This is a genomic window from Shinella yambaruensis, from assembly GCF_050859155.1.
Classification (GTDB): Bacteria; Pseudomonadota; Alphaproteobacteria; order Rhizobiales; family Rhizobiaceae; genus Shinella; species Shinella yambaruensis.
In genome coordinates, this window is record NZ_CP150638.1 from 1,804,602 (window position 1) to 1,826,987 (window position 22,386).

Genomic DNA, 22,386 nt, shown 5'->3' on the forward strand with positions numbered 1-22,386 from the left:
TTACACCCGCGGCATCTTCGAGAAGATGCGGAAGGCGTTTTCGGTGGTGATGCGGGCGATCTCGTCCTCGCTGACGCCGACGGTCTCCGCCAGCACGGCGGCGGTGTGCGCCACATAGGCCGGCTCGTTGCGTTTTCCCCGATAGGGTTTCGGCGCAAGGTAGGGTGCGTCGGTCTCGACCAGCATGCGCTCCGGCGGCACGGTTTTCGCGATCTCGCGCAGCTCTTCCGATTTCGGGAAGGTCAGGATGCCGGAGAAGGAGACGTAGCCGCCGAGATCCACGCCGGTGCGGGCAAGCTCCGGCCCGGAGGAGAAGCAGTGCAGCAGGAAGGGAAAGGCCCCCTTCCCCGTTTCCTCGGTCAGGATCGCCGCCATGTCCTCGTCCGCCGAGCGGCTGTGGATGACCAGCGGCAGGCCGGTTTCCCGCGCCGCGGCGATGTGGTTGCGAAGGCCGATGGCCTGCGCCTCGCGCGGTGCGTTGTCGTAGAAATAGTCGAGCCCCGCCTCGCCGATCGCCACGACGCGCGGGTGCTTCGAGAGTTCGACCAGCTCCGAGACCGGAATGTCGAGCTCCTCGTCCGCATTGTGCGGATGGGTGCCGACCGAGCAGAAGACGGACGGGTATTTTTCCGCGATCGCCAGGATCGCGGGGAATTTCTTCACCCGCGTCGAGATGGTGATCATCTGCGTCACCCCGGCCGCGTGCGCCCGCGCGACGATAGCGTCGCGCTCCGCTTCGAAGTCGGGGAAATCCAGATGGCAATGGGTATCGATCAGCATTTACGCCTCGGGCGCGACGTAACGCGGGAAGACCGGGGTCGGCGCTTCCAGCGGCGTGCCGCTGACGAGGCGGCCGGCTTCGCCGAGCGCCGCGAAATCGCGCTTTTCGACGGGCGCGGCAACGAGATCGAGCAGCTTGCGGCCGGATTTCGGCATGAAGGGCTGGAGCAGGATTGCGATCTGCCGCACGACTTCCGCCGTCACGTAGAGCACGGTGCCCATGCGGACCGGGTCGGTCTTCTTCAGCGCCCAGGGCGCTTCGCTCGCGAAATAGCGGTCGGCCTCCGAGACGACGGCGATGATCGCCGCGAGCGCCTTGTGGATCTGCTGCCTGCCCATCTCCTCGCGGGTGATGGCGTGCAGCGCATCGACGGAGGCGAGCATGGCGCGGTCGGCGTCGGAAAGGTCGCCGCACTCCGGCACCTTGCCGTCGCAGTTCTTGACGATCATCGACAGCGAGCGGCTGGCGAGGTTGCCGATGCCGTTGGCGAGGTCCGAGTTGATGCGGGTCGCGATGCCCTCCTCGCTATAGCTGCCGTCCTGGCCGAAGGAGACCTCGCGCAGGAAGAAGTAGCGGATCGGGTCGAGGCCGAAATGGTTGACGAGGTTGACCGGATCGACCACGTTGCCGAGCGACTTCGACATCTTCTCGCCCTTGTTGAGCAGGAAGCCGTGGGCGAAGACGCGGCCCGGCAGCGGCAGGCCCGCCGACATCAGGAAGGCCGGCCAGTAGACGGCGTGGAAGCGGATGATATCCTTGCCGATGACATGGATGTTCGCCGGCCAGTATTTTGCACGCGGGCCATCCGGGTCGGTGAGGCAGCCGGTGGCGGTGACGTAGTTGGTAAGCGCGTCGACCCAGACATACATGACATGTGCCGGGTCGTCCGGCACCGGGATGCCCCAGTCGAAGGTGGTGCGCGAGACCGAGAGGTCCTTGAGGCCGGACTTGACGAAGGAGATCACCTCGTTGCGGCGCTCGGCCGGGCCGATGAAGTCCGGATTGTCCTCGTAATGCTTCAGCAGCCTGTCCTGGTAGGCGGAGAGGCGGAAGAAGTAGCTCTCCTCCTCCACCCATTCGACGGGCGTGCCCTGCGGGCCGTAGCGCACGCCGTCGTCGCGCGTCTCCGTCTCGTTTTCCTGGTAATAGGCCTCGTCGCGCACGGAATACCAGCCGGCATAACCGCCCTTGTAAATGTCGCCATTGGCGGCCATGCGGCGCCAGATCTCGGCGCAGGCCTCGTAGTGGCGCTCTTCCGTCGTGCGGATGAAATCATCGTTCGACGCATTAAGAAGAACAGCCATATCCTTGAATTCTTTCGAATTCCGATCGGCAAGCTCGCGCGGAGAAATGCCTTCCTTGCGCGCCGTCTGCTGCATCTTCTGGCCATGCTCGTCCGTGCCGGTCAGGAAGAACACGTCGCGCCCGTCCAGCCGCTGGTAGCGCGCCATGGCATCCGTCGCGATCAGCTCGTAGGCATGGCCGATATGCGGCTTGCCGTTCGGATAGGAAATGGCGGTCGTGATGTAGAAACGGGACGTATCGGTCATGGCAGCGTTCTGTCTTCGGTTGTGCAATGCCGCAAGGTATTAGACCATGCGGGCGGCAAGGGAAACAGCAAGTTCGCTTAAAGCGCGGCGCGGATGTCGTCGAGCACGGTGATGATCGTCTGCTTGCGATCGAGATTGTAGCCTTGCGCTATGGCGATGCGCTCGCCGAGCTGCGAGGAGAGGTGGGCGAGGCGGTCGGCGCGGGCGAGGTCACCGGAAAGGGCGGCGTTGCGGGCTGCATCCGTCACGAAATCGGTGGCATGCTGGCAGAAGAAGGAGAAGACCGTGTCGCTGTCCTTCGCCGAAAGCACGTCGGCGAGCTTGTGCACGTCGCGGCGCGGCGGCTCGGCCGGCGCCTCGACGATGGTGCGGAAGGCCTCCACGATGTCGAAGCCGCCGTAATTGGTAAGCTTCAGCGCTTCGGAGACGCTGCCATGGGCGGCGGCAAGCACCTCCCCTGCCCGCGGGCCGGCGGGCGATGCGCCGAGGCTGTCGAGGGCGGCGGCGAGATCGTCCTGCGACAGCGGCGACAGCGCCAGCGGCAGGCAGCGCGAGCGGATGGTCGGCAGGAGCTTACCGGGAGCGTGCGTGAGCACGAGGAAGAGCGAGCGCTTCGGCGGCTCTTCCAGGATCTTCAGGATGGCGTTGGCGGCGTTTCGGTTGAGGTCGTCGGCGGGGTCGATGATGACGATGCGCCAGTTGCCGGTGCCCGATGTCTGCGCCAGGAACTTTCCGGCCTTGCGCACCTCGTCGACCGTGATGAAGGCCTTCACCTTGCCGGTCTTCTCGTCCACCGGGCGGGTGAGATGCAGGAGATTGTGCGAGGCGCCGGCGGCAAGCTGCCGGGTGACCGGCGAGGCGGGCGACGGATCGGCGATCGTCTCCGGCGCCTCGGCGGGTTCGGGATGGTGGAGAACGTGGTTGGCGAAGCGGAAGGCGAGCGTCGCCTTGCCGATGCCGTTCGGCCCCTCGATCAGGATGGCGTGATGCCCCTTGCCGGAGCGGTAGGAGCGCGCGAGGAAAGCCTCCGCCTCGGCATGGCCGAAGAGTTTCGCCTGCTCGGCGGGATGCACCGCGCCGTCGAGAATGCCGGGCCGCTCCTCGCTCACGAGACGTGCTCCGGATCCAGCCGGCCGTGGGCGGTGATGGGCAGCAGCGGCTCGACGAGAGCGAGCACCTCGGCGGCGATGGCATCCTGGGCCTGTGTCGCATCCACCACGCGGCAGCGCAGCGGCTCGCGCTCGGCGATGTCGAGAAAGGCCTCGCGGCGCTTTTCGTGGGTCTCCAGCTCTTCCTTCTCGAAGCGGTCGGGCGCCTCGCTCTCGCCCGCGCCGCGCCTGCGGGCGCGCTCCAGGCCGATGGCGGCGGGCAGGTCAAAGATGATCGTGCAATCGGGCACGACGCCGTTGACGGCAACACGCTCCAGCGCCTCGAGGAAGGGCTGTTCGAGATTGCCGGTGATGCCCTGGTAGACGCGCGAGGAATCCATGAAGCGATCGCACAGCACGACCGTGCCGGCGGCCAGCGCCGGACGGATGACCTCCTCGACATGGTCGCTGCGCGCGGCGGCGAAGAGCATCGCCTCCATGCGGATGCCATAGGGTTCCGCGGCGCCCGAAAGGAGGACGTGGCGCACCGCCTCCGCGCCCTTGGAGCCGCCCGGCTCGCGCGTCATCAGCACGGTGAGGCCGCGCGCGCGCAACGCGTCGGCCAGAAGCCGGATCTGCGTCGACTTTCCGGCGCCCTCGCCGCCCTCGAACGTGACAAACAAACCCGGTGCGGCCGACAAATCCTGTTTCCGTTTTTACGCGCGATATCCGGCAGGGCCGGGATGACTCGGGACACTACTAACCCATGTTTCCGGCCGGCGAAACGCTTTTCGCCCTGCTCCACCCCGTCAGATCCAGAAGAAGAACAGTTCGATCAGCGCATCGAGCGCGCGGGCGCGCAACGTGCCGACGCCCACGCTTCCCGCCGTCTCCACCGGCACCTCGCGCAGGAGCTGCTTGTCGTTCCAGATCTTCAGCGTGCCGACCGCCTGCCCCGGCGTCACCGGCGCGCGCACCGGCCAGTTGTAGACGACGCGCGCGACGAGGCGCTGCGAATTGTCCTTCGGCAGGAAGACGTCGACCTGCTCGCCCGCGACCAGCGGCACCGTCGAGGCGTCGCCGCCATAGACGCTGGCATCGGCGATCGCTTCGCCCTCCTTGAACAGCGTGCGGCGTTCGAAGGAGGAGAGCGCCCATTCGATGATGCGGCGGGATTCGTCGATACGCGCCTTGTCGCTCTCCATGCCGCCCATGGCGAGCACGAGGTGCTTGCCGTCCCGGTTGACCGCCGCGACGATGGAGTAGCCGCCCTCCTCCGAAAACCCGGTGACGAAGCCGGTGACGCCGATATTGAGCGCCAAGAGCGGATTGCGGTTGCGCTGCTTGATCTTGTTCCACTCGAATTCCGGCTCGAGATAGTAGCGCATGTGCTGCGGATAGCGCGTCTGGAGGTGCCGGGCGAGCGCCACCATCTCGCGCATCGTCACCATGTTGCCGGGGTTCGGCAGGCCGGTTGCGTTGGCGAAGCTCGATTTCTCGAGTCCGAGCGCCCGCGCCTCCGCCGTCATCCGCTCGGCAAAGGCCGTCTCCGAGCCGGCAAGGCCTTCGGCGAGGACGATGCAGGCATCGTTGGCGAACTGCACCGTGACGCCGCGGATGAGGTCTTCCACGCGCGGCGTCGATTTCAGGGCGGCGAACATGGTGGAGGTGCGCGACGGCGCCCCGCCGGTGCGCCAGGCATATTCGGTGACGGGATAGGTCGTGTCGAGCGTCGTCTCGCCGCTTGCGAGCGCCTTGAAGACGCTCGCCATGGTCATCAGCTTGGCGAGCGAGGCGGCCGGCACCGCCTCGTCTTCAGCGCGTGCGAACAGCACCGTGCCGGTTTCCGCCTCGATGAGATAGACCTGCTTCGCCTTGACGTCGAAACCGGCCTGCGGCGCGGCCGACTGGGCGAACGCAAGGCTTGCGACGGACAGCAGGAGGATAAGGGCGGCGAAAAGGCGGCGATGCATGGCGACTCCGGATGTCGTCACACTCCCACAGCCGCCCGCATGGCGCAAATGGCTTCGGGAACGCGGGCGATCGGCGATCAGCCCGCGTTGCCGGCCAGCGCCGAGAGCGGCGTCAGCCTGCCGTCGATCGTCAGGATGGCATCGAAGGCGCCGGCGGCATCCCGCACGCGCTCGTCCGCATAGGCGGCGGCATAGCTCGGATCGGCGGAAAGCTGCGGCACGACGTTCGGCCGCTCGATCGGCAGCGGGCCGATCTCCGGCAGCATGACGAACTGTTCCATCGCCTGGAAGGCCTCGCTTGCCGGCGTGGTCTTGGCGAGCGCCGTCATCGTGCTCTCGGCCGGCACGGTCAGCACGCCCTCGCCCTGGCCGACGCCCGGCAGCGCGCTGTTGTCGGCCGAGGCCACCATGACGCCCGTGGCGATCTGCCCGCCCGGATCGACCGCCGGAACACGCGAGCCCTTGGTGACGTAGGAGGCCATGAGATAGGGCATGTCGTTGCCCTCGAGCGGCGCCTTGCCGACATATTGCACGCGCACCTTGGCCGTGCCGGTGCGCTTCATGTCGAGGAGGTCGGCGGTCTTGGAGGAAACGTCGATCACGCGGCCTTCGTGGAACGGGCCGCGGTCGTTGACGCGCACCACGACGGACGTGCCGTTCTCCATGTTGGTCACGCGCGCATAGCTCGGCAGCGGAAAGGTCGGATGCGCGGCGGAGAGATGGTACTTGTCGTAGACTTCGCCGTTCGCCGTCCTGCGGCCATGGAAGGCGGAACCATACCAGGAGGCAAGACCGGTCCTGTTGTAGCCCGGCTCCTCCTTCGGCTGATACCACTTGCCGCGAACCTGGTAGGCCTTGCCGACCTGGTAGCGGCCACCGCCCTTCGGCACGGCCTGCCCTTCCTCGACGACGCGCGGGCTCGCCTTCACGCCATATTCGGACTCGGCGAAGAATTCCTTGCTGCGCACCTTCTTCTTCGGCGCCGGCGTTGTCGTCGCACAGGCAGCAAGGCCCGCGCAGACCAGAGGAATAGTGAGCAACCTCAGGCCCTTGCCGAACCGGGTCGCGTTCTTCTCGAAGTTTTTATGTCCCACGCCGCTATTGTCCCCGACGGTGTGCCAGCCAACTGCCTTGCCCCTGCAAGCCGGCCGTCAATGCCACTCAGTAAATAACAGTCCGTTAATCATGCCAATAAGATGGCAAAATTGCGAACGGATGGAAGCCCCGTGGCGAGCTTCCATGATTCATGGTTTCCGGATGGTTAAGCGCAAGGCGCTTTCATCGCCGTCTTCAACGTCACGAGGCCGGAACCTGCAGCACATCGAAGAGTTGCTCCGGGTCGCGTACGCCGTGTCGATAGAGCGTGATGATCGACCGGGCGAGCGACCGCGCGCGGGCCTCGTCGAGGCCGGGAGTGTTTGTTGCCGCCAATCGGGTGAAGACACGCTGCAGGACGACGAGGTCCTGCGGCTCGAATATGCCGATATGCGCGGGGTCTCGAAGCACGTCCATGGCTGCCTCCCCTGTTCCGCATCCAGCCGGCATGATTGCTGTCGGGTGCAGGCGCGATTCTAGGAGCAGAATGCGTCAGCAACAAGTCGGGAAATCTTGCAGGACCGGCCCCGCGGCCCTCGCAGGGCATGAAGCACCGGCCCTTTCTCGACCGCTCGATCTCAACCAAAAATTAACCCTGTTCGCAGAGGCTCCGCACAGGGTCGAAGCACCGGGAAAGCCGAGTCCGACCGGGCCATCGAGGGTGGAAGAGATGACAGCGGCAGCGACCGGCAACGACGAACACGCCCCCCTTATCTCCCATCGCCTGCTGACGCGCCTGACGATCGGCGTCGCCGTGCTGGCGAGCCTGACGGTGGCGATCAGCGTCGCCGGCCGAATGCTCGGCGAACGCATCGCCCAGGCGGGGCATACGGAGAGCGCCGAGCTCGTCGACGTGGTCATCGGCCAGGACCAGATCCGGCTTCCCGCCAACACGATCCGCTTCGAGGAGCAGCGCCAGACCGGACGCACCGAACGGGTCGACCTTTACCTCACCTGGCCGGAAATGCAGGGCTATTCCAATGCGCAGCGCAGCCGGTTCAACGATGCCGGCCGGCCGGAAGGCCTGGTTTTCCTCAATCTTTCGCAGAGCACCATGTCGAAGGACATGTCCGGCCGGCTGGAGCCGATCTACAGCCACCTTTTCGGCGACGAGCCCGGGCCCGGCCCTGCCGGCCTCACCCTGCGGCGCCTGAAGGAGAACTCCGGTTACGGCGACGAAGTGTTCTTCACGGGCACCCTGCCGGACGGCACCGGCTATGCGGTGCGCTGCATGATTCCGGCCGACGAAACGCAATCGACCAGCGCCGATTGCCAGCGCGATATCCACATCGGCCGGGATCTTTCCGTGCTTTACCGTTTTTCGAGCAGACTTTTGCCGCAGTGGCAGGCCATGGAGGCGCGCATTCGCGACTATCTCGGCCGCTCGCTCATCCGCAACGGCCGCCCCTTGTCCACCGGCTTCGGCCGATAAAACACCGCCAACCTCAGAAACCAATGATTCATCATAAACCGATTGGTAACGCTATCCCGCTACTGTGCCGGAAATGGTCGATCCGGGCGGTCAGGTCCGGACAGCATGTGCAATCCGAGAATGAAGAGTAACGTAGTGTCCCGTTCCGTATTCCTCGATTTCCTCCCCCGCTCCTGCCAGGCATTTGCCACTGCGGCGAAAGGTCTGGTGATGATCGGAATGGTCGCCACCGTCGCGGTCGCCACCCCGGCCGAAGCCAATCCGAAATATTCCGGCATCGTCATCGACGCCAAGACGGGCAAGGTGCTCTACAGCGAGGATGCGGACGCGCTGCGCTATCCCGCCTCGCTCACCAAGATGATGACGCTCTACCTCACCTTCGAGGCGCTGGAGGCCGGGAAGATCCGCCTCAACACCCGCGTCCCCTTTTCCAAGAACGCCGCGAGCGAACCGCCGACGAAGCTCGGTGTCGGCGCCGGCAATTCGATCACCGTCGAACAGGCGATGCTCGGCCTCATCACCCGCTCGGCGAACGACGCCTCCACGGCGCTCGCCGAATTCCTCGGCGGCTCGGAAGAGCGCTTCGCCCGCATGATGACGCAGAAGGCGCGCGCGCTCGGCATGACGCGCACCGTCTATCGCAACGCCAACGGTCTTCCCAACACGGCACAGGTGACGACCGCCCGCGACCAGGCCCGCCTCGGCATCGCGCTGCGCCAGCACTTTCCGCAATATTACGATTATTTCTCCGTCCGCAGCTTCCGCTTCGGCAAGCAGACGATCAACGGCCACAACCGGCTGCTCGGCACCGTGCGCGGCGTCGACGGCATCAAGACCGGCTATACCCGCGCTTCCGGCTACAACCTCGTGACCTCGGCCGTGGCCGACGGGCGCAGCGTCGTCGGCGTCGTCATCGGCGGCCGCTCGGGCGCTGCCCGCGACCAGCAGATGCGCAAGCTCATCGCCACCTACATGCCGAAGGCCTCGCGCCGCGGCGGCGGCAACCTGATCGCCGAAACCAAGGATGCGCCGACGCTGACCGCCGAGGTCGCCGGCAAGGCGGTCACCGCATCGGTTTCCGGCAGCCTCGACCTGCCGGAGAACGGCCCGATTCCGACCTATCGCTACAATGAGGCCCGCATCGAGACGGCCTATGCCGCCACGTCGGACGCGGCTTCGGAAGTCGTCGGCAAGCGCGCCCTCGCCGCAACGCTGAAGATCCAGCGCGACGCGGCCGTGCCGCCGGCGGACCTGACCGAACAGGGGGATGCGGGCGGCGCCGTCGACGAGCTGACCACCTCCTCCACCGTTGCTTCGCTCGCCACGGATGCCGTGCCCTCGGGCTGGGTTATCCAGATCGGCGCGACGCCGGACAAGGGCCAGGCGCAGGACCTGCTTTCCAAGGCGAAGAACCAGGGCGGCAAGGCGCTTTCCAGCGCGCAGCCCTTCACGGTCGCCGTCAACAGCGGCAGCCAGCAGCTGTTCCGCGCCCGCTTCGGCGGCTTCGACAACCAGGACCGCGCGACGGCTGCCTGCAAGGCGCTGAAGCGCAAGGGTTTCGCCTGCTGGGCCAGCCAGCAGTAAGAACGACCGGACGCGCCGAACCACCGGCGCGCTCCCTCAAATCTCGCCTTGCGCCAGCACAGTCACCGGACAGGTAGTGCATCCCGGGACTGCGGAGCAAGGCAGGCGGAATGTCGCGAAAGCGGCTCTGCCATCCTCGATTGGGTAATGCGTACGAGGCAGATCATGGCGATGAACGAGAACCTGTTCGATGCTCCCCCCGCAGCCGGCGCGGAAAAGCGCAGGTCGCTGAAGGGCACGCTCCACCCGCTGCACGAGGCGGCGATGCGGATCGCGGATATCGGGCTCGGCCGTTCGCGCAACAGGACGAAGGATCTCGTCGGCATGCTGCTCGCCCATGGCGCCAGGGCCTGGCGCTCGGGCCAGCCGGCCGCCGGGATCCATCTCCATGTCGGCGTCAGCGAGCGCCGCCATCCGGTTCGCCTGCGCCTGCGCTGAGGGTCGCCTGAACCGGCGACGCGCCCCTTGCAAAGGGGCCTGACATCCGCTGTGCAGGACCATGCCGGCAATTCCGCTTCCCTTCATCATCGCGCTGCTGCTCGCCATCCTTCTCGTGAAGCTGGTGCTGTTGCGCGAAACCGCGCTGCGGCCTGCCATCGGCTTCGTCGCCGCCTGCATGGTCGTCGCGCTCGCGGTCGGCGCCCGTTGGTCGTTCGACGCGCCGTTCGTACGTTTTCTCCAGCCCGTCCTTGCCGCCGCGCTGCCGCCGATCGCCTGGCTCTGCTTCACAGCCGGGCACACAGAGCGCGGCAGGGCCCGCTGGCTGCACCTGCTGCCGGTCGCCCTTGCCCTCCTCTTGTCCGCCACCTGGCAGGTCTGGCGATCGCCGGTCGACCTACTGCTCGCGCTTCTCTATGTCGGCTACGGGCTCGCCCTGCTGCGCCTCGCCAGGGCCGGGCCGGACGGCTTTGCCGCAGCGCGGCTGAGCGATACGGCCCGGGCCGAGAATGCGGCGCGCATGGCGGGCGGCACGCTTATCGTGTCGGCGCTGGTCGATCTCCTCATCGCCGTCGATTTCGGCCTTTACAGCGGCGACCATGCCGCGCTGATCGTGGCCGCCGGCAACATTCTTCTCCTGCCCGTCCTCGCCTACGCCGTCGCCACCATCGGGCGCAGCCTGCCGGCGGACGCTGCCGGCGAGACGGCCCCTGCCGACCTGCCGCGCGCGCCGACGGAAGACGACAGCCGCATCGTGGAGGCGATCGACCGGCTGATGCGCGAAAAGGAGCTCTTCCGCGACCCCGACCTCACCCTGAACCGGATCGCGCGGCGCGCCGGCCTTCCTCCCCGCCAGATCTCGGGCGCCGTCAACCGCCGCGAGAACCGCAACGTCTCGCAACTGGTCAACGGCTACCGCATCGAGGCGGCGAAGCGCCTGCTGGCGGAGACGGACCTGCCGGTCACCGCCGTCATGTTCGAGGCCGGGTTCCAGACCAAGTCGAACTTCAACCGGGAATTCCTGAAGGCCACCGGCCGGAGCCCGAGCGACTATCGTCGCGCACCTACGGCAGGCTGACGGCCAGGAAGGCGAGGATGCGATCGGCGACCTCGCGGTGAATCGCCGCGCGGCCGCGGATGCCGCCATCCTTGCAGACGATGCCGTCGCCGGGCGTTTCCGCCTCGATCCTCTCCGCCGCGCCCGGCTTGCAGACCTGCAGGAAGCTGAAATGCATGGCGTCGGGGATGACGACATAGGTGCTGCTCGCCGCCGGAAGCGCCCTTGCGAGGTAGCCCGATTCCTGTTCGGCCGGCATGTCGCCGATATCGGTGCCCGCCGCGATCACCAGGGCCGGCACGCGAAGGGCCGCAAGGCTTTCCGGAGAAAAACCCCGCGCCAGGCCGAGATCGAGCGAAACGAAAGCGCCGATGCGCGGATCGCCGAGCTCGCCCTCGAGCTTCTGGCGGCCGTCACCGGTGCCGTCCAGTCCGAGTTCCGCCGTCAGGCTGCAGGCACGCGGGCTCGTGTTCATCGTGCAATCCGCCGTGAACCGCTCCGCATCGAACCGCGCGCCGGCAAGGGCCGCGGCCGTCCAGCCACCGAGCGAATGGCCGATGACGGCAATGCGGTCGGCCGCGATGCGATCGGCGATGTCCCCGTCTTCCAGCAGCGCGTCGATAAGCCGGCTGAGGTCGCGTGGCCGTTCCCAGGGTTTCGCCGCCTCGGCCGCGCTCCTGTCGAAGGTCGTGGTGCCGGAATGGTCCGGCGCGGCGACGATATAGCCGCGCGCGGCGAGTTCGCCGGCGAGCCAGCTCAGATTGCGCCAGCTTCCGCCATAACCGTGCGACAGCACGACGAGCGGGTGCGTGCCCGCGCCGATCCCGGCATCGCGGATCGCGGGAATGCCCAGAAAGGCGGGGTTCTCCGCGACGGGAGCCGCCTTTCCGGTATCGGATGTCGGATACCAGACGACCGCGAAGAGCGCGCGCCCCTCCGGTGACCCGGCGATCCTGATGTCGCGGACGCCGAGCGCGCCGGCATTGCAGGATGTCGCGGCGCCGGCGAGAAGCGTGGCGGCAAGGAAGAGTGTTTTCAGCATGGGAGCCTCGTTGGTTGAACGAGGCCGGGATGCGGCAAGACGTCGGGGAAAGAGACCTGAAACGCGATCGAGGACGTCGGATTTCAGAGAAGGCCGAGTTCGGCGAGTTCGCGCCGCAGTTCCAGCGGCAGGTCTGCCGTGCCGTCGCCCATGTTCATGAGGTCGCGCGGCGCGTCGTCTTCCGTCAGGTAGCGCCAGCCCTGGAAGGCGCGGCGCGGCTGCAGCTCGGTCTCGACGACCTCCGGCCCGAGCACCAGCTCGCAGCGGGAGATGCCGTCGGCATCCGTGAAGGTCTTGATGTCGAGGAGGCGCTGGCGCGCCTGCACCTGGCCCTTGATCACCCAGTAGAGCGAGCCGCCGTCGAGCAGGTCCTGGTCGCGCTTGGGCACCATGCGGGTGATGTGGCTCGAATGCGGTTCCATGCCCGCGGCGATCGCGATCAGCGAGCGTTCGGACACCCATTCGCGCAGGTCCTCGATCGAGTCCGCGCCGACACAGAGTTTGATGAGATGCAGGGCCATGCCCCTTTGAACGCTCTTGCGGCGGCCCGGTCAAGGGGCCGCCATGTCGCACTCCACAGCGTTCGCGGCGAAAGCCTCAGCACTCCACCACATTGACGGCAAGGCCGCCGGTGGAGGTTTCCTTGTATTTCTCGTTCATGTCGACGCCCGTCTGGCGCATCGTCTCGATGCAGGCGTCGAGCGGCACGAAATGCACGCCGTCGCCCTTGAGTGCGAGCGAGGCGGCGGTCACGGCCTTCACCGCCCCGAGCGCGTTGCGCTCGATGCAGGGCACCTGCACGAGGCCGGCAATGGGGTCGCAGGTCATGCCGAGATGGTGCTCCAGCGCGATTTCCGCGGCGTTCTCCACCTGCTCCGGCGTGCCGCCCATCACGGCGGCAAGCCCGGCGGCGGCCATGGCGGAGGCGGACCCCACCTCCCCCTGACAGCCGACTTCGGCGCCCGAGATCGAGGCATTGTGCTTGATGATGCCGCCGACGGCAGCCGCCGTCAGCAGGTAGTCGCGGATGCCGTCCTGGTCGGCATCCTCGTGGAAATGCAGGTAGTAGCGGATCGTCGCGGGCACGACGCCCGCCGCGCCGTTGGTCGGCGAGGTGACGACGCGCCCGCCCGCCGCATTCTCCTCGTTGACCGCCATGGCATAGACGGAGAGCCAGTCGTTGGCGAGCAGCGGGTTCGCCTTGTTGGAGCGCCACTCCTCCTGCAGCTTGTCATGGATCGAGCGGGCACGCCGGCGCACCTTCAGCCCGCCCGGCATGATGCCCTCGTTCTTGAGGCCGCGGTCGATGCAGCTCTTCATCGCGCCCCAGATGCGGTCGAGGCCGGCATCCAGTTCCTGGCGCGACATGGTGGCTTCCTCGTTGGCGCGCTTCATCTGGGCGATCGTCATGCCGGAGCGCTCCGCCATTTCCAGCATCTGCTTGGCCGAGGCGAAGGGGAACGGCACCTTCTTGTCGCCAGCCTTCGCCTTGCTGGCGCGCATCTGCTCCAGTTCGGTGTCCGTGACGACGAAGCCGCCGCCGACGGAATAGTAGATGCGCTTGAGGAGCAGCCGGTCGTCGCGGTCATAGGCCGAGAAGGTCATGCCGTTGGCATGGCCGGGCAGCGGGTTCTTCTTGTCGAAGATCAGGTCGTCCTTCGGCCGGAAGGCATAGCCGGGATGGCCGGGCGGCGTGATGCGGCCTGTGCGCTCCACCTCGGCGACGATGGCGTCCATGCGGTCCGGATCGACCGAATCGGGCCGCTCGCCCATCAGGCCGAGGATGACGGCGCGGTCGGAGCCGTGGCCGACGCCGGTATAGGCGAGCGAACCGTGCAGGCTCATGCGGATCGTCGCGACCTGCGCGCCCGACGGCCGCGGCCAGTCGGCGGAGAGGATGAGGTCGAGAAAGCGGTTCGCCGCCGACATCGGTCCCATCGTGTGGGAGCTCGACGGCCCGATCCCGATCTTGAAAACATCGAATACCGAAAGAAACATGGTCCGGACTTCTCCCTTGCCTCGGCAGGCGCTCTGATCCCTGAAGCTACGTCATCACGCGGCGCACGTAAGGCGATCTCCCGACATCGGGTTTTACCTGCGCGACATGTCGCTTCCAACAGCCCTCGAAACAAAAACAGCGCGCTTCGCGGGGAAGCACGCTGTTCATGTAAGGATGACGGGCGGGTGTTTTCAGATGCCGCCGAAAAGATAGGCGATGACCAGAACTGCGCCGAAACCGAGGACTGCGCGGGCGGTGACGCCCCAGCAGGATTTCTGAACGGTACTTTCCATGATTTCCCCGAATGGAAGATGTCGTTGCAACGGCCGCGGCGGCCCTGCATGGCGGTCTGTTTAATGAAGATTTCATGAAACCGCAATCGCCAAAAATGGCGAAACCAAGGCGTCCCGATCATAGGAGCCCCGCGCCAGGCGCATGACATGCCGCAAAATCAGACGGTTGGACGGCGCAGCCGCGGCAGCGGTCCGCCGCCTTTTCGCCCAAGGTCTGAACGGGCCCGGACCGCCGTCCCGGCGACGCTTGCAAAATGCCGAATCCGTGGCACAACGCTTGCCATGAGCACACCGGATTTCGTCGCCCTCGCCCTCTTCCTCCTGCTGTGGACGGGATATTCCTGGATCACGGAGCGGGCGAAGTTCTTCGACCGCGTCAGCCTCACGCGGGCGATGAGCTCGCAGCGCGCCGTCTGGATCCGCAACGCGATGCACCGCGACCTGCGCATGATCGACACGCAGATCATGGCCGGCCTGCAGAACGGCACGGCCTTCTTCGCCTCCACCTCGATCCTGGCGCTCGGCGGCTGTTTCGCGCTGCTCGGCGCAACGGAGCAGGTCTTCGCCATTTTCAGCGACCTGCCGCTGGTCTTCCAGGGCAGCCGCGCCGGCTTCGAGCTGAAGGTCGGCGGGCTCGCGGGCATCTTCGGCTATGCCTTCTTCAAGTTCGGCTGGTCCTACCGCCTCTTCAACTACTGCACGATCCTGCTCGGCGCGATCCCGATGAGCGGCGACATCCACAAGGACCCGGCCGGCGCCGACCTTGCCGCCGACAAGGTCATCCGCATGAACATCCTCGCGGCAAAACACTTCAACATGGGGCTGCGCGCCATCTTCCTGTCGATCGGCTATCTCGGCTGGTTCGTCAGCCCCTATCTCTTCATCGCGACGACGGTCAGCATCATCGTCGTGCTCGTGCGCCGGCAGTTCTATTCCGAAGCGCGCCTCGCCGTTCTCGAACGGCTCGACTGACATCCCCCGGCGGCCACCTTTCGGCCATCCGCCCGGCGCAAGCTTGGCGTGACATTCTCCCATGGACCAAAGCAATGCGGCGACCCCGACCCATGACGACGACGGTGATTGACGGCAATGTGGCAGGAGAAGGCGCGGTACCGCGCCGCCTTCCGCGCATCCCGCTGATCGACCAGCTCCGAGCCCTCGCGCTGACCGCCATGGCGGTCTACCATTTCACCTGGGACCTCGGCTTCTTCGGCTACATCGAGCCGGATACGGCGACTACCGGCGGCTGGAAGATCTTCGCGCGGTTGATCGCCGGCTCCTTCCTGTTCCTCGTCGGCTTCAGCCTGGTGCTCGGTCATGTCCAGGGTTTTCGCGCCAGGCCCTTCCTCATCCGGCTCGGCAAGATCGGGCTGGCGGCGGCGGCGATCACCTTGGCCACATGGTTCGCCTTCCCGGAGACCTTCATCTTCTTCGGCATCCTGCATGCCATTGCCGCGGCGAGCCTCGTCGGCCTCCTCTTCCTGCGCCTGCCGCTCGTCGTGACGCTGCTTGCCGCCGCCACCGCCGTCGCAGCGCCCTTCTATCTGCGCGCGCCGTTCTTCGATCATCCGGCGCTCTGGTGGGTCGGGCTTTCGGTCGATATCCCGCGCTCGAACGACTATGTGCCGCTGCTGCCCTGGATCGCCCCGGTGCTCATCGGCATCGTGCTCGGCAGGCTCTTCGTCGCAAGCCCGCTTCCTGAGCGGCTCGCCGGCTTCGGCGGTCAGACGAAAGTCTGGTGGAAAAGCCTTCTGGAGACGGCGGGTCGCCACAGTCTCGCCATCTACCTTATCCATCAGCCCGTGCTGATCGCACTGGTCTACGGTTTTTCCCTCGTGGTGCCCGCGCCTGCAGCCGATCCCGTCGTCGGCTATACGAAGAGCTGCATGCGCGCCTGCGAAAGCGAGCGCGGCGACGGGTTCTGCCGCAGTTTCTGCGGCTGCACGCTGGACCGGCTGACGGAAGAGAACCTGCTCACCGACCTTGCGCGCGGTGCGATCGACGTGACGAAGGACGAGCGCATCGCCGCGATCTCGTCGCAATGCACGATGGATGCGGAAACGAAGACCGACCTGAAGGAGTAGGATCATGAACGCCTATCGCATGAAGCCACTCGCCTTTCCCTGGCCCCCGCTGATCTACGGCGCGGCGCTCGCGGCGGCCTTCCTGCTCCAGGCGTATTTTCCGCTCGCGGCGGCCGAGACGAACATCTGGATCGCCCGCACGGCCGGCGGCATCCTGATCGTCATGGCCATCGTGCTGGATGTCTGGGCGATGCGCACGCTGCTCGACTGTCACACGACGATCCTGCCGAACCGCTGCTCGACCCATCTCGTGACGTCCGGCCCCTACCGCTTCACCCGCAACCCGATCTATCTCGGCTATACGCTGGCGACCGCCGGCATCGGCCTTGCGGTGCTCAATCCCTGGTGCATCGTGACCGCCATGGTCGCCGCCGTGCTGACGAGCATCGTCGCTATCAAGCGCGAGGAGCTGCACCTGCTCTCGCGCTTCGGCATCGATTTCGAGCGTTATTGCAACGGGACGACGCGCTGGATCTGACGAGGGATCAGGTGCCGACGCCGATTTCGGCGAGGCGCGTCAGGCAGGCCTCCTCGACATTGTCGAGTTCGGCCAGCGTTTCCTCGATGTCGCGCCGCTTCTGGCGCAGCTCGTCGCGCTTCTCGCTGACCTTCGCCATCAGCATCTCCAGCTGCCCGACCTCGCCCGGCGGGTCTTTGTAGACGCGGATGATGTCGCGGATCTCGGCGATGGTGAAGCCGATGCGCCGGCCACGCAGGATTTCCTGGATGAGGCGGCGGTCGGCCGGGCGGAAGAGACGCGTGCGGCCGCGGCGCTCGGGGTTGATCAGCCCCTCGTCCTCGTAGAAGCGCAGCGTGCGGGTGGAAACCCCGAATTCGCGCGTCAGCTCGGTTATGGTATAAAACTTGTCCACGCCTGCTCCGATCTCGTCTGGGCGGGCATTTTATTGACTTTTACGTATAAGTCAATTTTCGCTCTTTTCGACATCTATCCCAACGGAAGATCGCGCCATTCGTTCCCCGCAAAAGCCTCAGCGGATGGCGAACCACCAGGTCGCGATCCCGAGGAATGCGAAGAAGCCGACGATATCGGTGACGGCGGTCACGAAGACCGCGGAGGAGACGGCCGGGTCCGCCCCCGCCTTGTCGAGGAAGAGCGGGATGGCGATGCCGGCGAGCGCCGCCGCGCTCATGTTGATCAGCATGGCCGCCGCAATGACGCCGCCGATATTGGCATCATGGAACCAGATGCCGGCGACGAGGCCGATCATCAGGCCGAAGGCGAGGCCGTGCAGCAGGCCGACGCCCGCCTCGCGCCGCACGACGCGCCAGGCATTGTGGATGTCGAGGTTGCGCGTCGCCAGCGCCCGCACGGTGACGGTCATCGTCTGCGAGCCCGCATTGCCGCCCATGCCGGCGACGATCGGCATCAGCACGGCGAGCGCCACGATCTCCTCGATCGTCGCCTCGAAGAGCGAGATGACCGAGGCGGCGACGAAGGCCGTCAGGAGGTTGACGAGCAGCCAGGGCGCGCGCGAGCGCACGGTCTCGATGGTGGTGTCGGACAGTTCTTCGTCACCGACGCCGCCGAGGCGCATCAGGTCCTCCTCGGCCTCCTCCTGGATGACGTCGACCACGTCGTCGATGGTCAGGACGCCGACGAGGCGGCCGTTCTCGTCGACGACGGCGGCGGAGAGAAGGTCGTACTGCTCGAAGAGCTGGGCGGCCTCTTCCTGGTCCATCTCTGCCGGGATCGGATGGTTCGTCTCGCGCATGATCGCCTCGATCTTCGTGCCGCGCGTGGTGCGCAGCACGCGGTCGAGATCGATGGCGCCGAGCAGGCGGAAGGTCGGGTCGATGACGAAGATCTGCGAAAAGCTCTCCGGCAGGTCGGCGTCCTCGCGCAGGTAGTCGATCGTCTGGCCGACCGTCCAGAACGGCGGCACGGCGACGAATTCGGTCTGCATGCGGCGCCCGGCCGTGCTTTCGGGATAGTCCAGCGAGCGGCGCAGGCGGATCCGTTCGGTGAACGGCAATTTGGAGAGGATCTCCTCCTGGTCCTCCTGGTCGAGGTCTTCCAGGATGTAGACGGCATCGTCCGAATCCATCTCGCCGAGTGCGGCGGCGATCTGCTCGTTCGGCATGTGCTCGACGATGTCGAGGCGGATCGCCTCGTCGACCTCGGTCAGCGCCGCAAGATCGAAGTCGTCGCCGAGCAGGGAGACGAGCTGGCGGCGCTGCTCCGGCTGGATGGCCTCCAGCAGGTCGCCCATTTCCGATTCGTGCAGCCGCGCGACATGCCGGCGCAGGAACAGGAGGTCGCGGTCGGCGATCGCCGCGCCGACATGCATGAGGAAGTCCGAGCGGATCGAACCGTCCTCGGCATAGATGTCCTCGCCGTCGAAGGTACTGTGGTCTGCCTGTCCCTGACGGATACGGTCGTCGTCGCCGGTGTCGTCCATCGGGCCGCTCCTTGTATCGGGCTCGTCCCGCCCGGCATGTCGGCGGCGCTGGGACGACAGGGATTGCATAGAGGGTTGAGGCGCAGCGCGCCGCCGGGCGGATACGCTGCCTTCCCCCCCTGCTAAAGCAAAGCGCGCGGCCGGTCCATCTTCGAAAGCGGCAAAAGCCGGCTGGACGCAAAAATTTCGCAAGCTGTTGCAATTTCACGAAAATCACACGAATCGCGATGCCTTGCGCCGGCATGGCGTTTTCCCCCTGCCGCAAACAGGCTAGGAAGGGCGCACAACCGGCACCCCGGAGGCCCCATGGCGATCCTTCCCATCCTCAGCTACCCCGATCCGCGCCTGCGCCTGCCCTGCCGGGCGGTCGAGGACTTCGATGCGCGGCTGGCGACGCTCGCCGACGATCTCGCCGCCACGATGCGGGCCGCCCCCGGCATCGGCATCACCGCCGCCCATGTCGGCATCCTGGAGCGGCTGACCGTGATCGAACTCGACGGGCCGGGCTCGCTCAAGGCCTATGTGAACCCGCGCATCGAATGGTTCTCGCCGGAAAAGCAGCGCCACACGGAGGGCAGCGTCTCCATGCGCGGCGTGACCGACGAGCTGGAGCGCCCTGCCCGCATCCGCGTCGCCTACCAGGATCTTTCCGGCGCCGCGCGGACGGAGGAGGCCGACGGACTGCTCTCGGTCTGCCTGCAGCATGAGATCGACCAGCTCGACGGCATCTTCTGGATCGACCGCCTTTCGCGGCTGAAGCGCGAGCGCATCGTCAAGAAGTACGCCAAGGGCAAGGCCTGAACCGCGAAACCCCTTCTGCACGAAGCGGAATCGCCTCGCGATTTTTTTTTGGAACCATCGGTCCCGACCCGCATTCTCAAGCGCGAATGAAGGGACGAGACAAATGCCGATCACCCACTGGAACCGAAAACTGGGCATCCTGCTGCCGGGCGCCCTGCGCCCACGTTTCATCGAGGATATCCGCAATGCGATGTATGTCCTGGCCGAGCTCTGGCCGGTGACCTACGGCAAGGCCTACCAGCGGGCGCTTGCCTTCTGCGCCCGCGCGCTGGAGGGCCGCACCAGCGCCGCGCGTGCCCGCCTCGCCTTCATCGCGGCGGCGCGGGAAGCCCGCGTGGAAATCGTCGCCTGAGCGAGGGACGGCGCCGTTCAACACCGTTGGACAGCGTGCGGATCGAAACCGTGAGCAAAAACAAAAAACCCGGCTGAAAAGCCGGGTTTTTTGGTGCGGTCGAGAAGACTCGAACTTCCACGGGTTGCCCCACAGCGACCTCAACGCTGCGCGTCTACCAATTCCGCCACGACCGCATCGTGGTAGGTGTCGTCTTGCGGCGACGGGGGTGCATGTAGCAAAAGCATTTGGGGTGCACAAGGCCGTTGCGAAAGAAAAATGACGAAAAGCGAACAATTTCAACAGAGCCTGCGCAAGCCCCCTGAAACCCCTGAAATCCTTGCAGGATTGCGCCTATATCTGGCACAAAGGAACGAAAAGGACGGCCATCATGCAGCGTCAGGACATATCCGCTTCCCTTCTCGCCATTCCCGGCTCGCCGCCGGTGCGCTGGCGCGTCGCGCAGGGCCTCGTCGCCTATGACGAGGCGGTCGAAACGATGGAAAGGGAGGCGGCGGCGATCGCGAACGGCGAGGCCGACGAACTCGTCTGGCTCGTCGAACATCCCCCGCTCTATACGGCCGGCACCAGCGCGGATGCCGCCGACCTCGTGGCGCCCGATCGCTTCCCGGTGTTCTCCACGGGCCGCGGCGGCGAATACACCTATCACGGCCCCGGCCAGCGGGTCGTCTATGTCATGCTGGACCTCAAGCGGCGGCGGCAGGACGTGCGCGCCTTCGTGGCGGCGCTGGAGGAGGTCGTCATCGACGCATTGTCCTCGATGAACGTTCGCGGCGAGCGGCGCGAGGACCGGGTGGGCGTCTGGGTGCGCCGGCCGGAGCGTCCGCCCCTGCCGGACGGTTCGCCGACGGAGGACAAGATCGCGGCCATCGGCATCCGCCTGCGGCGCTGGGTGAGCTTTCACGGCTTCTCGCTCAATGTCGATCCGGATCTCGACCATTTCTCCGGCATCGTGCCCTGCGGCATCCGCGGCTACGGCGTGACGAGCCTCGTCGATCTCGGCCTGCCCGTCATGATGAGCGATGTGGATGTGCGCATCCGCGATTCGTTCGAGCATGTCTTCGGCTCCACCGTTTCGGAGGCGGACTGTCAGCCCGTCAGCCTGTCGCAGGCATAGATGATCGCATAGCCGTGCAGGACGATGGCAGCGTAGAGGCCGAAGCCGGCGAGCAGGCGCTGCGGCGCCGTCATCGGATCGAGCGCCGTGCGCGGCTTCACGCCGCCCCCGCCGATGAGGCTCAGCACGGTGAAGACCGCAAGGCCGGCGATCAGGAGGCCGACCGGCAGGCCGATCCGCCAGCCCACCCAGAGGATCGCCAGCGTCACCAGGAAACTCGCCGAAAGAAGGCCGACGCGGCTCGAAAACACCTGCCGCAGCACCTGCCCGCCGTCGAACCGGTGCATGGGCAGCAGGTTCAGAAGGTTGAAGGCGCCGAGAATCAGCAGGAAGACCAGCAGCACGGCGCCCGAGGAAGGGCCCGCCGCATCGTGCAGCGCGATGAGCGGCGGCACCAAAAAGGCCGGCATGCCGGCGCCCATCAGGGCACAGACCGCCACCTCGAACCGCGAATTGTACGGCCGCCCCCCGACGGCGATGCCGCCGAGCAGCGGCACGAAGATCATGCGCACCCGCTGGTGCCCGAAGGTGCGGTAGGCAGCCATGTGGCCGAGCTCGTGCAGGACGATCACCACCGTCAGCAAGGCGGACAGCAGGAGGCCATGCGCATTCAGCCCGAAGAACGGCCAGAGCAGCAGGGTGGAGAGCACCGCGAGGCCGGCCTGCGTCGCCGGGCGCTCCAGCACGCCACGCACCTCGCCGCTGCCGGTCTCCAGCCATTGCTCGAGCGCCGCCATCTCCCGGCGGAGCTGGATGTAGCGGAAGAGGAGGAAGGCGACGCCGCGATATCGGTCGGTCTGCTCGACGGTCAGGGCCGTCCCGCCCGGCACCGGGCGCAGCGTGCGCCGCTCCACATAATTGCGCCAGAAGGCGGCATCGAGCGCGCTGTCCTCGATCACCCGCGTTTCGCAGGCGATGTTTTCCGCATCCGCCGCCTCGTTCACCGCCAGCGTGCGGGTGATCGGGTTTCCCCGCCGGTCGGGATGGGAGAAGGTTTGCCGCACCCGGCCGGCTGACAGCCGCTCGCTGGAGACGACCGAAGGGTGCCAGTCCGCTTCGGCGCCGAGCGGGCTGACGAGCGCGGCGAGGCGCGGTGGCGGAGCCTTGAAGATGCGGGTGAGGTGCAGCGTGCGGCGGCCGACCGGCGCGGCGATCAGCAGCCAGATCAGGCCGAGATTGATCGCCAGAAGCAGGATCACCGAAACCGATGTCGACATGCCGTCCTCCCCGGCCGTCATGGCAGGTTGCATCGAGCCTAGCGGCAATCTCCTAACAAATGT

Annotated in this window: 23 protein-coding genes and 1 tRNA gene; 10 read left to right on the forward strand and 14 right to left on the reverse strand. The window is 66.4% G+C overall.

The features are described 5' to 3' along the window. The 7 genes from WMC41_RS08935 to WMC41_RS08965 all read right to left on the reverse strand — a co-directional run bounded on the left by WMC41_RS08935 (nucleotide 1) and on the right by WMC41_RS08965 (nucleotide 6,904). Nucleotides 1-780, reverse strand: coding sequence for a TatD family hydrolase (locus WMC41_RS08935; RefSeq protein WP_244765515.1), 780 nt, complete (start codon nucleotides 778-780; stop codon nucleotides 1-3). Further along, entirely contained in the window at nucleotides 781-2,331 is a 1,551-nt protein-coding gene (metG, locus tag WMC41_RS08940; protein WP_432347738.1) for a methionine--tRNA ligase, read from the reverse strand. It abuts the gene before it with no gap. Nucleotides 2,332-2,408: 77 nt separating this feature from the next. Beyond that, on the reverse strand, nucleotides 2,409-3,440 hold the full coding sequence (locus tag WMC41_RS08945) for a DNA polymerase III subunit delta' (protein WP_432347739.1): 1,032 nt from the start codon (nucleotides 3,438-3,440) through the stop codon (nucleotides 2,409-2,411). Then, nucleotides 3,437-4,120 carry a dTMP kinase gene (gene tmk / locus WMC41_RS08950; RefSeq protein ID WP_432347740.1) on the reverse strand — a complete coding sequence of 228 codons (684 nt, stop codon included), beginning with the start codon at nucleotides 4,118-4,120 and terminating at the stop codon, nucleotides 3,437-3,439. The genes WMC41_RS08945 and tmk overlap by 4 nt, the downstream gene beginning before the upstream one ends. 108 nt (nucleotides 4,121-4,228) lie before the next feature. Then, on the reverse strand, nucleotides 4,229-5,392 hold the full coding sequence (locus tag WMC41_RS08955; protein WP_432347742.1) for a D-alanyl-D-alanine carboxypeptidase family protein: 1,164 nt from the start codon (nucleotides 5,390-5,392) through the stop codon (nucleotides 4,229-4,231). Between the two features lie 77 nt (nucleotides 5,393-5,469). Then, entirely contained in the window at nucleotides 5,470-6,486 is a 1,017-nt protein-coding gene (locus WMC41_RS08960) for a septal ring lytic transglycosylase RlpA family protein (protein ID WP_432347743.1), read from the reverse strand. A 202-nt stretch (nucleotides 6,487-6,688) separates the two neighbouring features. Next, on the reverse strand, nucleotides 6,689-6,904 hold the full coding sequence (locus WMC41_RS08965; protein WP_244765509.1) for a hypothetical protein: 216 nt from the start codon (nucleotides 6,902-6,904) through the stop codon (nucleotides 6,689-6,691). A 253-nt stretch (nucleotides 6,905-7,157) separates the two neighbouring features. On the opposite strand from WMC41_RS08965, the gene WMC41_RS08970 reads away from it, so the two are divergent. The 4 genes from WMC41_RS08970 (at nucleotide 7,158) to WMC41_RS08985 (ending at nucleotide 11,019) form a co-directional block, all read left to right on the forward strand. Then, nucleotides 7,158-7,919, forward strand: coding sequence for a hypothetical protein (locus tag WMC41_RS08970; RefSeq protein ID WP_432347744.1), 762 nt, complete (start codon nucleotides 7,158-7,160; stop codon nucleotides 7,917-7,919). Nucleotides 7,920-8,024: 105 nt separating this feature from the next. Continuing rightward, on the forward strand, nucleotides 8,025-9,503 hold the full coding sequence (locus WMC41_RS08975; RefSeq protein WP_272805439.1) for a D-alanyl-D-alanine carboxypeptidase: 1,479 nt from the start codon (nucleotides 8,025-8,027) through the stop codon (nucleotides 9,501-9,503). 165 nt (nucleotides 9,504-9,668) lie between these two features. Next, nucleotides 9,669-9,941 (forward strand): hypothetical protein, encoded by a 273-nt coding sequence (locus WMC41_RS08980; protein ID WP_432348306.1) that lies wholly within the window; start codon nucleotides 9,669-9,671, stop codon nucleotides 9,939-9,941. A gap of 61 nt (nucleotides 9,942-10,002) precedes the next feature. Beyond that, entirely contained in the window at nucleotides 10,003-11,019 is a 1,017-nt protein-coding gene (locus tag WMC41_RS08985; RefSeq protein WP_432347745.1) for a helix-turn-helix domain-containing protein, read from the forward strand. On the opposite strand, the gene WMC41_RS08990 is transcribed toward WMC41_RS08985, so the two are convergent. The 3 genes from WMC41_RS08990 to WMC41_RS09000 all read right to left on the reverse strand — a co-directional run bounded on the left by WMC41_RS08990 (nucleotide 11,006) and on the right by WMC41_RS09000 (nucleotide 14,038). Beyond that, on the reverse strand, nucleotides 11,006-12,040 hold the full coding sequence (locus WMC41_RS08990; RefSeq protein ID WP_432347747.1) for an alpha/beta hydrolase family protein: 1,035 nt from the start codon (nucleotides 12,038-12,040) through the stop codon (nucleotides 11,006-11,008). The two genes, WMC41_RS08985 and WMC41_RS08990, sit on opposite strands and share 14 nt — an antisense overlap. A gap of 83 nt (nucleotides 12,041-12,123) precedes the next feature. After that, a complete protein-coding gene (locus WMC41_RS08995; RefSeq protein ID WP_432347749.1) occupies nucleotides 12,124-12,561 on the reverse strand; it encodes a DUF1489 family protein in 438 nt (145 codons plus the stop codon). A gap of 76 nt (nucleotides 12,562-12,637) precedes the next feature. Continuing rightward, complete coding sequence (locus WMC41_RS09000; protein ID WP_432347750.1) at nucleotides 12,638-14,038, reverse strand: L-serine ammonia-lyase; 1,401 nt, start codon at nucleotides 14,036-14,038, stop codon at nucleotides 12,638-12,640. A 576-nt stretch (nucleotides 14,039-14,614) separates the two neighbouring features. On the opposite strand from WMC41_RS09000, the gene WMC41_RS09005 reads away from it, so the two are divergent. The 3 genes from WMC41_RS09005 (at nucleotide 14,615) to WMC41_RS09015 (ending at nucleotide 16,894) form a co-directional block, all read left to right on the forward strand. Further along, on the forward strand, nucleotides 14,615-15,304 hold the full coding sequence (locus WMC41_RS09005) for a DUF599 domain-containing protein (RefSeq protein ID WP_244765502.1): 690 nt from the start codon (nucleotides 14,615-14,617) through the stop codon (nucleotides 15,302-15,304). Nucleotides 15,305-15,396: 92 nt separating this feature from the next. Beyond that, nucleotides 15,397-16,416: a DUF1624 domain-containing protein gene (locus WMC41_RS09010; RefSeq protein WP_432347752.1), complete on the forward strand. Its 1,020-nt coding sequence runs from the start codon at nucleotides 15,397-15,399 to the stop codon at nucleotides 16,414-16,416. A gap of 4 nt (nucleotides 16,417-16,420) precedes the next feature. Beyond that, complete coding sequence (locus WMC41_RS09015) at nucleotides 16,421-16,894, forward strand: methyltransferase family protein (RefSeq protein WP_272805445.1); 474 nt, start codon at nucleotides 16,421-16,423, stop codon at nucleotides 16,892-16,894. Nucleotides 16,895-16,901: 7 nt separating this feature from the next. Here WMC41_RS09015 and WMC41_RS09020 read toward each other — a convergent pair whose 3' ends face one another. Beyond that, nucleotides 16,902-17,288, reverse strand: coding sequence for a MerR family transcriptional regulator (locus WMC41_RS09020; protein WP_244765499.1), 387 nt, complete (start codon nucleotides 17,286-17,288; stop codon nucleotides 16,902-16,904). Between the two features lie 117 nt (nucleotides 17,289-17,405). After that, a complete protein-coding gene (gene mgtE, locus WMC41_RS09025) occupies nucleotides 17,406-18,836 on the reverse strand; it encodes a magnesium transporter (RefSeq protein ID WP_432347753.1) in 1,431 nt (476 codons plus the stop codon). A 306-nt stretch (nucleotides 18,837-19,142) separates the two neighbouring features. On the opposite strand from mgtE, the gene WMC41_RS09030 reads away from it, so the two are divergent. Both WMC41_RS09030 and WMC41_RS09035 read left to right on the forward strand, forming a co-directional pair. Next, a complete protein-coding gene (locus WMC41_RS09030) occupies nucleotides 19,143-19,637 on the forward strand; it encodes a peptide deformylase (protein ID WP_432347754.1) in 495 nt (164 codons plus the stop codon). A 103-nt stretch (nucleotides 19,638-19,740) separates the two neighbouring features. Beyond that, the gene (locus tag WMC41_RS09035; protein ID WP_432347755.1) at nucleotides 19,741-19,989 is read left to right on the forward strand and encodes a DUF982 domain-containing protein; all 249 of its coding nucleotides are present in this window, start codon (nucleotides 19,741-19,743) and stop codon (nucleotides 19,987-19,989) included. A 91-nt stretch (nucleotides 19,990-20,080) separates the two neighbouring features. Here the strand turns inward: WMC41_RS09035 and WMC41_RS09040 are convergent. Then, a tRNA-Leu gene (locus WMC41_RS09040) sits at nucleotides 20,081-20,165 on the reverse strand. A 194-nt stretch (nucleotides 20,166-20,359) separates the two neighbouring features. On the opposite strand from WMC41_RS09040, the gene lipB reads away from it, so the two are divergent. After that, nucleotides 20,360-21,106: a lipoyl(octanoyl) transferase LipB gene (gene lipB / locus WMC41_RS09045; protein WP_432347756.1), complete on the forward strand. Its 747-nt coding sequence runs from the start codon at nucleotides 20,360-20,362 to the stop codon at nucleotides 21,104-21,106. On the opposite strand, the gene WMC41_RS09050 is transcribed toward lipB, so the two are convergent. After that, nucleotides 21,079-22,323, reverse strand: coding sequence for a hypothetical protein (locus WMC41_RS09050; protein WP_432347757.1), 1,245 nt, complete (start codon nucleotides 22,321-22,323; stop codon nucleotides 21,079-21,081). The two genes, lipB and WMC41_RS09050, sit on opposite strands and share 28 nt — an antisense overlap. Nucleotides 22,324-22,386: the final 63 nt, after the last annotated feature.